We start from the raw sequence: 14237 nt of genomic DNA, 5'->3' as shown, positions 1-14237 counted from the left end.
GGGTGGGTCACAGGTCGGTGCGGGTGTCGTCGCGGGCCAGGTCCTCGGTGTCGACGCGGCGGAAGCCGCCGCGTCCGGAGTCGTGGACCCAGCTCTTGCCGACGCTGGTGGCGAGGTAGGTGTCGGGGTGTCCCTCGGTGATCTCCGCCTGCGGGAACCGGGGCAGGATCCAGGTCCGCATCAGCACCAGGTAGGCGACGAAGGCGATGGGGAAGGCGATCACGTAGGCGTAGTCGGGTTGGAGGAGGGAGATCCCGGAGGCGAGGAACCAGGCGATGACGGCCGCCGGGTTGAAGCCTCGCGTGTAGCGGTACTGGCCGTGGGAGTCGAACAGGTCGGGCACGTTCAACCGGCGGCGGCGCAGGACGTGGTAGTCGGCGATCATGATCCCGGCGATGGCCGCGATGAACCCGCCGTAGTAGGACAGGAACGAGAACAGGTTGTCCAGGAGCAGCCACGGCATCACGGCGGTGCCGACCACCCCGGCCAGGACCACGGCCATCCGGTAGGACAGGTAGGGCGCGGCGGCGTTGACGAAGTTGAGCGCCGCGGGGATCACGTTGGCGGCCGTGTTGGTGGACCACTGGGCGAGGACCACCATCAGCAGCAGGAGGCCGAGCACGAACCCGGTGCTCTGGCCCTGGATGACCTCGATCGGGTTCCACAGGCCGGTGGTGATGACGGAGACGGCGCCGATGAAGGAGATCCACGCCTGCATCACCGGCAGGACGATGAACTGCGCGAGGAGGATACTGCGGTTGCGGCGCAGGAAGCGGCGTTCCTTGGGCTCGACGGCGACGAAGCGGGTGATGCTGGGGATGTCGACGGCCAGCGGCGCCCACACGACCATGTTGATGATGAAGAACGCGACCAGCGTCATGTCGTCGCTCTGGGAGGCGAAGGTCCAGATGTTGGTGCCTTCGAGGTCGGCGATGCCGTCGAGCGTGTAGTACATCCACAGGGAGATCGCCAGGATGCAGGGGGCGGCGATCGACGCGAGCCGTTCGATGGCCTTGATGCCGAGGGCGACGTTGACGATCTGCACGGCGAGGAACAGCGCGTACCAGAGCGGCCAGGAGCTGAACCCGGTCCAGTACTCGACCAGGCCGTTGATGGCCAGCGCGCCCAGGTAGGTCTGGATGCCGAACCAGCAGGCGGCGACCAGACCTCGGGAGACCGAGGGCAGGTGGGTGCCCAGGGTGCCGAAGGGCGCTCGGAGGTAGACCGAGAAGGACAGTCCGTGTTCGGTGCCGATGTCGGCGGTGAGGGTCATGATCACCGACAGGGTCAGGGTCGCGGCGAACACGACCAGCATCACCATCGGCAGGGAGAGACCGCCGGTGATGCCGTTGGCCCCGTACTGGAAGGTCGCGATGACCACGGCGAGGCCGATCCAGATCCAGACGAAGCCCCAGAGGGAGATGGGTCGCTGGGTGATCCAGGTGGGCAGGATGGATTCTTCGAGGAGGTTGTCGGCCGGGGTGTCACCGGTTCTGGAGGAGGGGACGGGGGCGTTCATAGGGGGCTCCGCTGTTCTTCAGGGGACGGGAGGTGCAGCGGTGGCGGTGGTGGGTCCGCCTCAGAGGCCGAGCGCGGTACTGATCGGCCAGTGGGTCACGGTCTTGGGCCGGGGTGCCGCGAAGGTGCTGATCTTGCTGGTGGTCAGGCCGAGACCGACGAGGGATTCGGCGAGGGCCACGGCGGCGGCGACGCCGTCGACGACCGGGACCCCGCAGGCCTCGCGGACGGCCTCGTCGAGTCCGGCCATGCCGCCGCAGCCGAGGACGACGGTCTCGGCGCCGTCCTCCTCGACCGCGGCCCTGGCCTGGGCGGCGACGGTCCGGACGGCGGCGTCGCGGTCGGCCTCCAGTTCGAGGACCCCGAGCCCGCTGGCGCGGATCGACGCGCATCGGGAGTCGAGTCCGGCCTGCGCGAGCCGTGCCTCGATCTGGGGCACCGTGCGGCGCAGGCTGGTGACCACGGAGTAGCGGTCGCCGATCATGACGGCCACGTGGGCCGCGGCCTCGGTGATGTCGACGACGGGCACGGAGCAGAGTTCCTGAAGCCCCTCCTTGCCGTGTTCGCCGAAGCCGGCCTGGACGACCGCGTCGTAGGGGTGTTCGTAGGTGGCGACGCGGTCCATGACGGCGACCGCGGACAGGTGGCTCTCGAAGTTGCCCTCGACGGACTCGGGGCCGAAACGCGGGGTGAGCGCCTCGATCTCGGTGCCCGGACGGGCGACGGCGCGGGCCTGGGATCCCAGAGCCTCGGTGACCGCCTCGGAGGTGTTGACGTTGACGAGCAGGATGCGCATGGGGGGTCCTTCCGGTTCGTCAGGGGACCAGGGGGTGACGTCCCACACATTTGAAGCTATTACTTCACACCTCCTGAAGCAATAGCTTCAAGCCGAAGAACGGGAATCTATACTGGGCGACACGATGGACGACGCCACGAGACCCCCTGACTCCCCGCCCTTCGACGGGAAGCGCTTCGGCCGGCGCATCCGGGAACTCCGCACGGAACGCGGCCTCTCCCTGAGCCGGCTCGCCGAACGCCTCGGCATCAGCGCCAGCGCCCTCTCCCAGATCGAACGTGGCAAGATGCGCCCCTCGGTGACCCGGCTGTACCAGATCATGACCGAGCTGGACGTACCGATGGCCTCGGTGTTCGGAGGGGAGGTCGACGCTCCGCCCGATCCCGACGCCTACAGCACCCCGTTCGGCGAGTCACCCGGACCGCACTGGGACCCGCCGTCCTCCGGCACCGCCACCACCGGCGGCGTCGCGTTGAGCCGCCGGGACGACGCCGCGACCCTGGAACTCGACCACGGGGTGCGCTATCGACGGCTCACCCCGGCCTCGGTCCCGGGCATGAACTACTTCGAGTCGGTCTATCCGCCCGGCTCCTACTCCAGCCAGAACGCCGAGTTCGTCCGCCACGGCGGCCACGAGATCGGCAACGTGGTGAGCGGCGTCCTCACCGTGGACGTGGGCTTCGAGAGCTACCAGGTCCGCGCCGGCGACTCGATCATGTACCCCTCCACCACCCCGCACCGCATCTCCAACCAGGGCGACGAGGACGCCGTCGCCATCTGGCTCAACCTCGGCTGACCGACCGCGCCCGGCGTATGTGCACAACGCCGTCCCGTCCACCCCGGACGGGACGGCCCGACCCCCGTGTCGGTGATCACCCTGTTCCTCCCGGATACGGGACCCAGGAGACGCCCCTCCCGGCCTTTGTCCCCGTATCCTTGGGTTATGCCCGAAGACCGGCGGCGGGCGCCCTTGAGCAGCGAACTCGCCCAGCGGGTGGTCGACCTCATCGCACCCACGATCAGTTACAACATCAACGTGATGGACGAGCACGGGACGATCATCGCCTGTCTCGACCCCTCCCGGGTGGGCAGTCTGCACAGGGGGGCGCAGCGGGCCATCGCCGAACGCCGCAGCGTTCTGGTGACCGTCCCCGAACCCGGCACCTCCGACCGCCCCGGCGCCAACGAACCCCTCTTCATCGACGGTGAGCTGCGCGGGGTCGTCGGCGTCACCGGCAGCCCCCGCGAGGTCGCTCCGTTGGCGAGGGTGGTCGCCCTCACCGTCCAGCTGCTCATCGCCCAAGAGCACGCCCAGGACGCGGTGAGCAGACGGCACACCGAGGCCCGCGACCTGATCGCGGCGCTGAGCTCGGGCACCACCCGCCCGGAGGACGCCCGGGGCCGACTCACCTCCGCCGGCCTCAACCCGCCCTGGTCACTGGCCCTGTGGGCGGCGGGCACCTCGCGCCCCGACGGCGGGGCCACCCCTCCCCCGCTGGCCGAGAGCGCCGCCGCGCGGGTGAACGGCAAGGGCAACCGCAGGGCCGCCGTGCTGCACGGCGCGTTGTGGCTGATCGGCAGTGGTCGGGCGCCCTCCCCGGACGCACTGCGGCTGCCGGCGGAGAGTCGGCACACCCAGGCCCCCATGACCGACGATGTCGAGGCCCTGATGTCCTACGCGGAGGAATCACGGGCGCTCTGCCGCCGGGTGGGCCTGTTGCCCACCGTGCGATGCCCCGAACCCTGGTCACGGGAGATCGCGGTGGCCGTGGCGCACCTGCCACGCCGCACGCTCCATCGGATCGCCGCGCGGGTCTCGACGCTCACCGACGCCCAACGGCGGACCGTCGTCGCGATGGCCTCGACCCACTCGATGCGCGAGGCCGCCGACGCCGTGTTCGTGCACCGCAACACGCTGCTCCAGCGGGTCGAGCGGATTCGTGAGGCCACCGATCTGGACGTCCGGGAGCCGGCACACCTGACCACATTGCAGATGTGTCTCTACGCCGAGGCCGCTTTGGGCACTTCGCACATATTCACCGTGTGAACCTTTGGGAAGTCTGGGCGCACCGCCGTCGAAATGTCCCGAATCGGATTCTATGCTCTGCGTCATGTCCAAGGAGATGCGCGAACAAGACGAGACGACGGACGCCGTGCGCGTCGTGGCGATCCCCGACTCGTTCAAGGGCAGTGCGTCCGCGATCGAGGTCGCGGAGGCCATGGCCGACGGAGCCCGGGAGGCCTACGCCGACCGGGGTGTCGCCGTGTCCGTCCACACCCTGCCGTTCGCCGACGGAGGCGAAGGGACCCTCGACGCCCTACTGGGCGCCTGGGGCACCAAGGCCCTCACCGTCGACACCACCGACGCCCTCGGCCGCCCCACCCGGGCCCGGTACGGGGTCTCGGCCGACGGTCGCACCGGCGTGGTCGAGGCCGCCGAGGCCAACGGCCTGCCCGGTGTCGCCGACGTTCCGCTCCAGGCACGCACGGCGAGCAGCCGAGGGGTGGGCCCCCTCGTCTCGGCCCTCCTCGACCAGGGCGTCGAGGAGATCCTGCTGTGCATCGGAGGCTCGGCCTCCACCGACGGCGGAACCGGCATGCTGAGCGCGCTCGGCGTGCGTTTCCTGGACTCCGAGGGCTCCGAACTCCCCGACGGGGGCGGAGAGCTCACGAACCTGGCCTCGCTGGACCTGTCCGGGCTCGACCAGAGGGCCCGCTCGGTCCGCTGGCGCATCGCCTGCGACGTCACCAACCCGCTGGTCGGGGAGCGCGGCGCCGCGGCGGTCTTCGGTCCGCAGAAGGGCGCCTCTCCGGAGGACGTCCGGGTGCTCGACGCCGGGCTGGCCCGTCTCGCCGACGTCCTGGCCGAAGCCACGGGACAGGACCTGCGCGAGGTCGAGGGCATGGGTGCGGCCGGAGGAATCCCCGTGACCATGTCCGCTCTCCTGGGCGCCGAACTCGTTCCGGGTTCGCGTATGGTCGCCGAGGTCCTCGACGCCGACCGGCTGCTGGGCGAGGCCGACCTCGTCCTCACCGGCGAGGGACGGTTCGACAGCCAGTCCCTCGGCGGCAAGGTGGTCGACGCGGTGCGTCGTCTCACCCCCGAGCACGTGCCCGTCGTGGTGATCGCGGGCAGTGTGTCGGTCACGGCGGAGGAACTCCGCCGCTCCGGGGTCACCGCGGCCTTCTCCATCGCCCGAGGTCCCCGGACTTTGGAGGAGATGCGGGAGGAGACCCTTCCCGAGATCACCTCGACGGCCTACCAGTGCTGTCGGCTTCTCACACACCCAGCGCTCCCGAGCACCGTGCAACCTGTGCCGGGCACCCACTAAGGAACCACGCCCGTGATCGACCTCCTCATCCTCCTCCTCTTGGTGGCGGGCATCGTGCTCGTCACCGCGCGGTGGAAGATCAGCCCCTTCCTCGCGCTGATGGGCGCCGCCATCATCGGCGCCTTCGCCTTCCGTCTCCCGGCGGACGAGATCGTCACCACCGTGACGACGTCCTTCGGGAACACCCTCGGCAACATCGGTCTGGTCATCCTCTTCGGAACCATGATCGGCGTGATCCTGGAGCGCTCCGGCGCCGCGATCGCGATGGCCGAGGCGTTGATCCGGGTGATCGGCACCCGCTTCCCGAATCTGACGATGACCATCATCGGTTACATCGTCTCCATCCCGGTGTTCTGTGACTCCGGGTACGTCATCCTCAACTCGCTGCGCAAGGCCATCACCGTGCGCACCGGCGTCTCCGCGCTGGCCACCTCGGTCGCCCTGATGACCGGTCTGTACGCCACGCACACGATGGTGCCGCCGACCCCGGGCCCGCTGGCCGCCGCCGAGAACCTCGGCATCACCGACAACCTCGGCCTCATCATCGCCGTGGGTCTGCCGGTCTCGGCCGTCGCCGCGCTCGCCGGTCTGGTCTACGCGACCTTCCTCTCGAAGAAGGAGTTCACGCCGCTCCCCGCCGAGAGCGAGAAGGACATCACCACGCAGTCCTACGAGGAGCTGCGCGAGAGCTACGGCAAGCTGCCCAACGCCTTCCTGGCGTTCTTCCCGATCCTGCTGCCGCTGGCCCTGATCTGCGCCGGCTCGATCGCGAAGCTGCCCTCCCACCCGATGGGCGAAGGCACCGTCTTCGACGTCGTGGCCTTCCTGGGCACCCCGGTGATCGCCCTGATCATCGGCCTGTTCTCCGCGATTCTGCTGCTGCGCGGCAACGGCAAGATGGCCCGCTTCAACGAGCAGATCCACGAGTCGATCCGCGTCTCCGCCCCGATCCTGCTGATCACCGGTGCCGGCGCGGCCTTCGGTGGCGTGCTCGCCGCCTCCTCGATCACCGACTTCCTGTCGGAGAACCTCACCGGTCTGGGCCTCGGCCTGGCCGTGCCGTTCCTGATCGCGGCGGCCCTCAAGAGCGCGCAGGGTTCGTCCACCGTGGCGATCGTCAGCACCTCGGCCATGCTCTCCCCGATCCTCGGTTCGCTCGGCCTGGCCTCTCCGGAGGGCATGGTCCTGAGCGTCCTCGCGATCGGTGCGGGCGCGATGGTCGTCTCCCACGCGAACGACTCCTACTTCTGGGTCGTCTCCCAGCTCAGCCGCATCCCGGTGGCCACCGCGTACCGCACGCTCACGGTGGCGACCGCCATCGAGGGTCTGGCGGCGTTCGGCGCGATCATGGTCGCGAGCGTCTTCCTGTTGTAGGACGCACGACCGTGTGAGCGGGCCCGTCCGGTGAGGGCGGACGGATCGGAGCCCGGGTGGAGGAATCCATCCGGGCTCTTTCGCGTGCGCGGTCAGTCTCGGAGCTCGACGGCGTAGAGTCCGGCGATCTCCTCGACGGAGCCCCACACCGTGTCGGTGGGCTCTCCATCGGCGGCCAGGGCCAGAGCGTCCAACATGACGTGCCAGCCGACCGCGAAGTCGACGGCGGGTTCGGGCACGAGCTCACGGTGCACGAGGGTGAGGCGGGTGCCGCCGGGGGCCTCCTCCAGCTCCCAGCGGACCACGGAGTCGGGCACACCCTCCCAACTCCAGCCGTGGACCAGCAGTCCGCTCCGTCCCGGTGGCACGACCTCGGTGACCGTTCCGGTGGCCGTACCCTCGTCGCCGAAGTCGAATCGGGCCTCGCCGCCCACGCGCGCGTCGATGGCGCAGCCGGGGAGCCAGCGGTCCAACCGCTCCGGTTCGGTGATCCAGGCCCACACCCGCTCCGGAGGATGGCCGAGCAACCGCTCGAAGCGGATCCCGAACGCTCCGTCGTCGCCGATGCCGAGTGTGCCGCGAAGGTCGCGCGCGTCGCTCATGTCTCTCCCTCGTCCATCGCCCTCTCCAGAGCGTCCAGGGCCCGATTCCAGCGCCCTCGCTGTTCGTCGAGCCAGTCGCCCACCTCGTCCAGGGCGGGCCCGTTGATCGAATAGAGCCGTCGTCGTCCGAGGTCGCGTACGACCAGCACCCCGGCGTCCACCAGCACCGCGAGGTGCTGCGAGACCGCCGGACGACTGATGGCGAAGTGCGCCGCGATCTCCCCGGCGGAGCGTTCTCCTTCGGACAGGATCTCGACCACGCGTCGGCGGTTCGGCTCTCCGATCGCCTCCAGAACATCCACGTTTTTATGTAAGCAGTGGCTTACGCTTTTGGTCAACCCCCGCCACGAAGGCCACACCGGGGGGCCATCCGCGGGAACACGACCTAGCCTGGGGGTGTGGACGCAACCTCGAACGACGCGGGACAGAGCACCGACGACGGCATCCCCGGACTTCTGGTCCGCCTTCTCAACATCAGCCAACGCCTGGGGCGGTACGCCGCCCAGGAGACCGGCGAGCGCACCTCCCCCGCCACCTGGCGGGCGTTGAGCGTGCTCCAGGAGAAGGGACCCCTTCGACTGGGGGTCCTGGCCGAGCACTGTCGGGTACGCCAGCCCACGATGACCACGATCGTCGAGGCGCTCATCCGCGACGGCCACGTCCTGCGACGCCCGGACCCGGACGACGGCCGGGCCCATCTCCACGAGCTGACGGGGACGGGCGAGGCCGCCCTGGAGGACTGGCGCGACCGGGCCGGGCGAGCACTGGAGCCGCTGTTCCACGACCTCACCGGGTCCGAGCGGGCCCTGTTGGCCGAGACCGTCGAGCTGTTGGACTCCCGACTGCGCGAGCCTACGGAGCGCTGACCCGGACCGTCGCCTCCCCTTGGTGCGCGGGATCACCCTCTCGCCCCCTGTCCGAACCCTCCCACGAGTCTTAACATAGGAAACCTATATAGATTTCCTATACAAGAACGGGGACCTCCGACCGGACGGCCGATCTCCCCCTCGGACAGGAGGCAGCGATGGTGGCGGGCACGACCCGAGAGCACACGGAGGCGAAGGAGGCCGCCTCCACCTGGGTGAAGGAGGAGTCCTCGATCCTCCACCAGCCGCGGGCGGTGTGGGCCGTCGCCTTCGCCTGCGTGATCGCCTTCATGGGCATCGGACTGGTGGACCCGATCCTGCCCGCGATCTCAGCGAGCCTGGACGCCACCCAGACCGAGACCTCCCTGCTGTTCACCAGCTACCTCGTGGTCACCGGCCTCACCATGCTGTTCACCAGCTGGGTCTCCAGCCGCATCGGCGCCAAGCGCACCCTGCTCCTGGGGCTCGGACTCATCGTGGTGTTCGCCGCCCTGGCCGGGCTGTCCACCAACGTCGAGCAGGTGATCGGCTTCCGCGCGGGCTGGGGCCTGGGCAACGCCCTGTTCATCTCCACCGCCTTGGCCACCATCGTCGGCGCCGCCTCCGGAGGCGCCTCCTCCGCGATCGTCCTCTACGAGGCCGCGCTCGGCCTGGGCATCGCCACCGGCCCCCTGCTGGGCGGGCTGCTCGGCGGCATCAGCTGGCGGGGCCCCTTCTTCGGCACCGCCGCGCTCATGGCGATCGGGTTCATCGCCGTCTCCGTCCTGCTGCGTTCCGGTGACGAACGCCCCACCCCGATGCCGATATCCGCGCCCTTCAAGGCCCTGCGCGAACCCGGGCTCCTCGTCCTGGCCTGCGCCGCGCTGTTCTACAACATCGGCTTCTTCGTCCTGCTCGCCTACACACCCTTCCCCCTGGGCCTGGACGAGATGGGGCTGGGCCTGACCTTCTTCGGCTGGGGCCTGGGCCTGGCCGTCACCTCGGTCTTCCTCGCCCCGGCGCTGACCTCGCGGTGGCCGCGCACCCACATCCTGTGGACGACGCTGCTCCTGCTCGCCGTCGACCTCGTCGCCGCCGGACTGTTCATCTCCTCCACCCCGGGCCTGATCACCTGCATCGTGGTGGGCGGACTCCTGCTGGGCGTACTCAACACCGTGCTCACCGAGAGCGTCATGGAGGCCACCGACCTGCCCAGGGCGGTCGCCTCGTCCTCCTACTCGGCCGTGCGCTTCCTCGGTGGAGCGGCCGCGCCGCCCGCCGCCTCGGCGATCGCCCAGGCGCTCTCCCCCGGGGCCCCGATGTACGCGGCCGCCGTTTCGGTGACCATCGCCGCGCTGATCGTCCTCGGCGGCCGGAGGATCCTGAACCGCTCCCACTGACGGCTCGCGGGCCCCGGAAAAGGAGTACCGTTCCCGGGGCCCGCCTGGCAGGATCCGATGAATGTCCGATCCTCGCCGTGACCTCCTGCTCGACCAGTACGAACTGACCCGGGCCCTGTTCGAATACCACCTGGAGCGGCTGCTCCCCGACGATCACCTCTGGGAGCCCGCTCCCCTCTGCTGGACCGTCCACCTCGACGATCGAGGCCACTGGGTGCCGGACTGGGCCGACGAGGAACCCGACCCCGTGCCGGTCCCGACCATCGCCTGGCTCACCTGGCACATCGGCTGGTGGTGGTCGACCACCCTCGACCACACCCTGGGGCGCCCTGTCCGCGAACGCACCGACGTCCACTGGCCCGGCGGGGAAGAGGCCGTGACCTGGATGCGCGAGCTCTGTGAAGAGTGGGCCGAGGCCCTGCGGGAGATCGACCTCGACGCACCGGCCGCCTTCCCCTGGCAGGGGGCGCCCGGTCGGACCAACGCGCACACCGCGGCCTGGGTCAACGCGGAGCTGATGAAGAACGCCGCCGAGATCGGCCAGCTCCGCATGGCGCGGGCCGCCTCCGCCTGAGACGCGTCGGGGCCGGAGCCGTCCGGTCGGCTCCGGCCCCGACCGCTCCCGCTCCGAGCGGGAGCGGAGGGTTCACCGGTTCAGGTGCGCGAGGTCGTGCTCCTCGTCCTCCGCCGCGCCGCTCTCCGAGGCGCGGTCCCCATCGGTCTCCTCCGTGGCGTCGAGACGGGTGTGGCGCAGCAGCCACAGGACCCCGAGGCCGGCCGGGACCAGGACGACCGCACCGAACACGTAGCCCGTCTGGACCGCCGTGGTGAAGGACGCGAACGCCGTGTCCAACAGCCCCGAGGCCTCCTCCGCCGGGAGCCCCGCGGCCACGCCGACGGCACCCCCCACGCTCTCCCCGGCCGCTTCGAGGTCCTGGGGCGAGAGGTCCTCGACCCCCGGGCCGGTCAGCCCGCTCCGGTAGACCAGCGTCGACAGACTGCCCAGTACGGCCAGGCTCAGCGCGTACCCGAGACCGCTTCCGACGTCGGACATGGCCGCCGCCGACCCCGCCCTGCGCACCGGGGCGCTCACCACGATGAGGTTGGCGCCGAGGGTGAACAGCGGGCCCAGGGCCAGCGCCAGCACCGAGGCGGCCACGATCAGGGGGATCACCCCGGCCCGCCCCACCATCAGACCCAGCGCGAGCGCCGACCCCGCTCCCAGGAGCAGTCCGCCGCCCATCGCGTAGGAGGGACGGATCCAGCGGACGAGCAGCGGCGCGACCATCCCACCGACGATCGAGGCGACCGCGGGGGCGATCATCAGCAGACCGGCGTGCCCGGGAGAGATCCCGAGCGTGGTCTGGAGGTACTGCACGAGCAGCATGTCGGCGGCCCCGATCCCCAGGAGCATGAGCAGCATGACGCCGAGGCTCGTCGAGAAGGCGGGGGTGGCGAACAGGCGCATGTCCATGAGCGGCTCGGGAAGGCGCAACTGTCTTCGGACGAACACCACCGCCAGGACCAGACCGACCGCCACCGAGGTCGTGTAGGGCCAGAGCGGACCGCCGCCGGAGGAGACGCTCTCGGCGATCTCCTGGAGTCCGTAGACGAGGGCGATGATCGCGGCCATGGACAGCAGGACGCTGGGGATGTCCACACCGCCCTCGATCTCCTCCTTCCGCGACGGCAGCAACGGGGCGAAGAGCAGGAGGAGCGCCGCCACCGGAACGTTCAACAGGAAGACCGCACCCCACCAGAAGTGCTCCAGGACGAGCCCGCCGAGCGGAGGACCGAGGGCCATACCGGTGGAGAAGGAGCTCATGACGACCGCGACGGCCAGGGAGAACTGCCGCGCCTCGGCGAACATGACCCGGAGCAGGGCCATGACGCTGGGCATGATCGTCGCCGCGGCCACCCCCATGAGCGCCCGGGAGGCGATCAGCGCCTCGGGGGTCGGGGAGAAGGCCGCCGCCAGAGAGGCCAGACCGTAGAGGGCGATCCCCGTCATCAGCAGACGACGGCGCCCCACCTTGGAGCCGAGCCAGCCCATCGTGAGGGCCAGGCTCACGGCGAGGAACTCGCCCGCGTGCAGGAACCAGAGCATCTGGGTGCCGCTCGGGGAGAGGTCCGCGGTGATCGAGGGCAACGCCAGGAACAGGACCGTCATGTCGGTGGCGACCATGAGCAGCGGCAGCGTCATCACCGCCAGTGCCAGCCACTCCCGCCATGTGGCGCGTCGGGGGATCTCGGTACTCACGGGGGCCTCTTTCTCTCGGGGCGGAGCGTGAGACCGACCGTAGAACCTCGACCTCGCTTGAGTTCAAGCGGTCCCCTCCGCGCTGTGCCCCATCCCACCCCCCCTCCGAGACGCTGGGAACACCCCTTCTCCGGCCGGACCAGCGGTAACGGGATCGACCCGGCCCCGACGGGGTACGAGTCCCTCCGGGAACACCCCCTCTGAACAGGGTGAACAAGCGCACAGCAGCGAGCAGGAAGAGACTTTCGTGCACTATCGTCACTTTGGTGGGGACCCGCAGGCGGGTGTCACGGGCCGGATCGACGGCCCCGGCCCGCCCGAGGACGAACACCTGGAGAGTGCACAGTGCGACACCACACCCGGGCCCGGCACGCCCGGCCGAGCCTCACGGACCCGCGGTGACCGCCGGGATCGAGGTGCGCGGCCTCACCAAACGCCACCCGGGCGCACGGCCCGACCGGCCCGCGCTCCAGGACATCGATCTGGAGATCCCCCACCGTCGCTTCGTGAGCCTCATCGGCCCCAGCGGTTGCGGCAAGTCCACGCTGCTGCGGATCCTCGCCGGTCTGGAGGGGCACGACACCGGGAGCGTCTCCCTGCTCGGTGAGAGTCCACGGCGGGCCAGTCGCCGCAAGGCCATCGGCCTGGTGTCGCAGACCCCCGCCCTGCTCCCCTGGCTCACCGTCCGCGCCAACGTCGCCCTTCCCGGCAAGGTCAACCGGCGTTCCGGCAAGGAGGTCGACCCGCCCGACGAACTGCTGCGCGCGGTCGGGCTCGAGGACGCCGCCGACCAGTACCCGCACCAGCTCTCCGGCGGCATGCTCCAGAGGGTCGCGGTCGCCCGGGCCTTCGCCCTGCGCCCGGACGTGCTCCTGATGGACGAGCCCTTCTCCGCCCTCGACGAGTTCACCCGCGAGGCGCTCCAGTACCAGCTCCTGGGCCTGTGGCAGCGCCGCGCGACCACGGTCGTGTTCGTGACGCACTCCGTGCGCGAGGCGGTCGTGCTCTCCGACGAGATCGTCGTGATGTCGGCCCGCCCCGGCCGTGTGCACGAGGTCCTCGACGTCGACCTGCCCCGGCCACGGGACAAGGACATCGTGAAGGGACCGCACATGCACGACCTGGAGGACCGGGTCCGCGCCTCGCTCCAGCGCGCATGGAAGGCCGGCGCGGCCCCCGACGACCTCGTCCCGCTGTGAGAGAGGAGGCGGGCATCGTCACCCGCACCACCGGACCGGACGAGGGCCGCGCCGTCGGCGTCACCACCTCCGGCCCGGCCAAGAACCGTCCGACGCCGGAGACGTCCCCTCCGGCCGTGTCCCGTGCCCGGCGCCGCTCGGTGTTCCACCCCTTCGTGTGGTCGCCGGCCGTCGTGGTCCTGCTCGTGCTGGCCGTCGCCTGGTCGGCGGTGGCCGACGCGCACCCCTACCTGTTGCCCCGGCTCGGGGAGGTCGGGGCGGCCCTGACCGGCGACCCGGCGCTCTTTCTGACCAACGCCTGGGCCACCCTGGGCATCGCCCTGGTCGGGGTGGGCGTGGGCGCCGGCTCGGCCTTCCTCCTGGCTCTGCTGATGTCGGAGATCCCGGTGGTGCGACGCGCGGTGATGCCGTTCGCGGTGGTCCTGAACGTCACACCCGTCGTCGCCATCACTCCGGCCCTGGTCGTGGCCTTCGGTTTCGGCATGACCCCGAAGGTGGTGGTCACCGCGATCATCACGTTCTTCCCCGTGCTGATCAACGTCGCCACGGGTCTGCGTTCGGTGCCCGTGCCGGTTCTGCACGTCTTCAGGACCCTGCACGCCTCGCGCTGGGAGGTGCTGCTGCGCCTGCGCATCCCCAACAGCCTCCCCTACACCCTGGCCGCGCTCCGGGTCGTGCTCCCGTTGTCCCTGGTCGGCGCGGTGGTCGCCGAGTTCGTGGCGGCGGGCTCCTCCGGCGGGTTGGGCACGATGATCCGCAACTCCGCCTCCACCGCCCGACTGGACCACGTCTACGCCGGGGTCGCCTGTCTGGCCGCGATGGGCGTGCTGCTGCTCGCCCTGGTGACCCTGGCCGAACGGCGTCTGCTGTTCTGGCACGAGTCCCGCCGTTCCACCCGAGCCTGAACCAGG

The 14237-nt window shown here is 70.3% G+C and carries 14 protein-coding genes; 9 read left to right on the top strand and 5 right to left on the bottom strand.

Translation table 11 applies throughout. The features are described from left to right. Positions 1-7: 7 nt before the first annotated feature. Complete coding sequence (locus D451_RS0111365) at positions 8-1519, bottom strand: NCS1 family transporter (RefSeq protein WP_017534490.1); 1512 nt, start codon at positions 1517-1519, stop codon at positions 8-10. Between the two features lie 60 nt (positions 1520-1579). Then, entirely contained in the window at positions 1580-2314 is a 735-nt protein-coding gene (locus D451_RS0111360) for an aspartate/glutamate racemase family protein (RefSeq protein ID WP_017534489.1), read from the bottom strand. Between the two features lie 124 nt (positions 2315-2438). Between D451_RS0111360 and D451_RS0111355 the strand changes: the two genes are divergently transcribed. From D451_RS0111355 to D451_RS0111340, 4 genes are all read left to right on the top strand, one after another. Next, positions 2439-3110: a helix-turn-helix domain-containing protein gene (locus D451_RS0111355; protein ID WP_017534488.1), complete on the top strand. Its 672-nt coding sequence runs from the start codon at positions 2439-2441 to the stop codon at positions 3108-3110. A 147-nt stretch (positions 3111-3257) separates the two neighbouring features. Continuing rightward, a complete protein-coding gene (locus tag D451_RS0111350) occupies positions 3258-4361 on the top strand; it encodes a CdaR family transcriptional regulator (protein ID WP_036567997.1) in 1104 nt (367 codons plus the stop codon). Between the two features lie 52 nt (positions 4362-4413). After that, positions 4414-5646: a glycerate kinase gene (locus D451_RS0111345; RefSeq protein ID WP_017534486.1), complete on the top strand. Its 1233-nt coding sequence runs from the start codon at positions 4414-4416 to the stop codon at positions 5644-5646. Between the two features lie 12 nt (positions 5647-5658). Next, positions 5659-7020, top strand: coding sequence for a GntP family permease (locus D451_RS0111340; RefSeq protein WP_017534485.1), 1362 nt, complete (start codon positions 5659-5661; stop codon positions 7018-7020). 92 nt (positions 7021-7112) lie between these two features. Here the strand turns inward: D451_RS0111340 and D451_RS0111335 are convergent, their stop codons facing one another. Further along, positions 7113-7622, bottom strand: a complete 510-nt coding sequence (locus tag D451_RS0111335; RefSeq protein WP_017534484.1) for an SRPBCC family protein — start codon at positions 7620-7622, stop codon at positions 7113-7115. Continuing rightward, complete coding sequence (locus tag D451_RS0111330; RefSeq protein ID WP_017534483.1) at positions 7619-7924, bottom strand: ArsR/SmtB family transcription factor; 306 nt, start codon at positions 7922-7924, stop codon at positions 7619-7621. Before D451_RS0111330 ends, D451_RS0111335 begins: the two co-directional genes overlap by 4 nt. Before the next feature lie 96 nt (positions 7925-8020). On the opposite strand from D451_RS0111330, the gene D451_RS0111325 reads away from it, so the two are divergent. The 3 genes from D451_RS0111325 (at position 8021) to D451_RS0111315 (ending at position 10441) form a co-directional block, all read left to right on the top strand. Beyond that, a complete protein-coding gene (locus D451_RS0111325; protein ID WP_017534482.1) occupies positions 8021-8488 on the top strand; it encodes a MarR family winged helix-turn-helix transcriptional regulator in 468 nt (155 codons plus the stop codon). A 158-nt stretch (positions 8489-8646) separates the two neighbouring features. Continuing rightward, positions 8647-9867: an MFS transporter gene (locus tag D451_RS0111320; RefSeq protein WP_017534481.1), complete on the top strand. Its 1221-nt coding sequence runs from the start codon at positions 8647-8649 to the stop codon at positions 9865-9867. A 61-nt stretch (positions 9868-9928) separates the two neighbouring features. Further along, positions 9929-10441 (top strand): DinB family protein, encoded by a 513-nt coding sequence (locus D451_RS0111315; protein WP_017534480.1) that lies wholly within the window; start codon positions 9929-9931, stop codon positions 10439-10441. Between the two features lie 72 nt (positions 10442-10513). Here the strand turns inward: D451_RS0111315 and D451_RS0111310 are convergent, their stop codons facing one another. Then, the gene (locus tag D451_RS0111310) at positions 10514-12127 is read right to left on the bottom strand and encodes an MFS transporter (protein ID WP_017534479.1); all 1614 of its coding nucleotides are present in this window, start codon (positions 12125-12127) and stop codon (positions 10514-10516) included. 398 nt (positions 12128-12525) lie between these two features. On the opposite strand from D451_RS0111310, the gene D451_RS0111305 reads away from it, so the two are divergent. Together D451_RS0111305 and D451_RS0111300 are read left to right on the top strand one after the other, a co-directional pair. Continuing rightward, on the top strand, positions 12526-13326 hold the full coding sequence (locus D451_RS0111305) for an ABC transporter ATP-binding protein (RefSeq protein WP_017534478.1): 801 nt from the start codon (positions 12526-12528) through the stop codon (positions 13324-13326). Then, the gene (locus D451_RS0111300; RefSeq protein ID WP_017534477.1) at positions 13323-14231 is read left to right on the top strand and encodes an ABC transporter permease; all 909 of its coding nucleotides are present in this window, start codon (positions 13323-13325) and stop codon (positions 14229-14231) included. Before D451_RS0111305 ends, D451_RS0111300 begins: the two co-directional genes overlap by 4 nt. Positions 14232-14237: the final 6 nt, after the last annotated feature.

Origin of the sequence: Nocardiopsis alba DSM 43377 (assembly GCF_000341225.1) — a bacterium.
GTDB classification, from domain to species: Bacteria; Actinomycetota; Actinomycetes; order Streptosporangiales; family Streptosporangiaceae; genus Nocardiopsis; species Nocardiopsis alba.
Note: the sequence above shows the minus strand (reverse complement) of the source record. Positions and strands in the feature narration are given on the sequence as shown.

Bases quoted from the DNA above. Each gene is read 5' to 3' on its own strand.
- D451_RS0111365 (WP_017534490.1), bottom strand. From the start codon at position 1,519: ATGAACGCCCCCGTCCCCTCCTCCAGAACCGGTGACACCCCGGCCGAC.
- D451_RS0111360 (WP_017534489.1), bottom strand. From the start codon at position 2,314: ATGCGCATCCTGCTCGTCAACGTCAACACCTCCGAGGCGGTCACCGAG.
- D451_RS0111355 (WP_017534488.1), top strand. From the start codon at position 2,439: ATGGACGACGCCACGAGACCCCCTGACTCCCCGCCCTTCGACGGGAAG.
- D451_RS0111350 (WP_036567997.1), top strand. From the start codon at position 3,258: ATGCCCGAAGACCGGCGGCGGGCGCCCTTGAGCAGCGAACTCGCCCAG.
- D451_RS0111345 (WP_017534486.1), top strand. From the start codon at position 4,414: ATGCTCTGCGTCATGTCCAAGGAGATGCGCGAACAAGACGAGACGACG.
- D451_RS0111335 (WP_017534484.1), bottom strand. From the start codon at position 7,622: ATGAGCGACGCGCGCGACCTTCGCGGCACACTCGGCATCGGCGACGAC.
- D451_RS0111320 (WP_017534481.1), top strand. From the start codon at position 8,647: ATGGTGGCGGGCACGACCCGAGAGCACACGGAGGCGAAGGAGGCCGCC.
- D451_RS0111315 (WP_017534480.1), top strand. From the start codon at position 9,929: ATGTCCGATCCTCGCCGTGACCTCCTGCTCGACCAGTACGAACTGACC.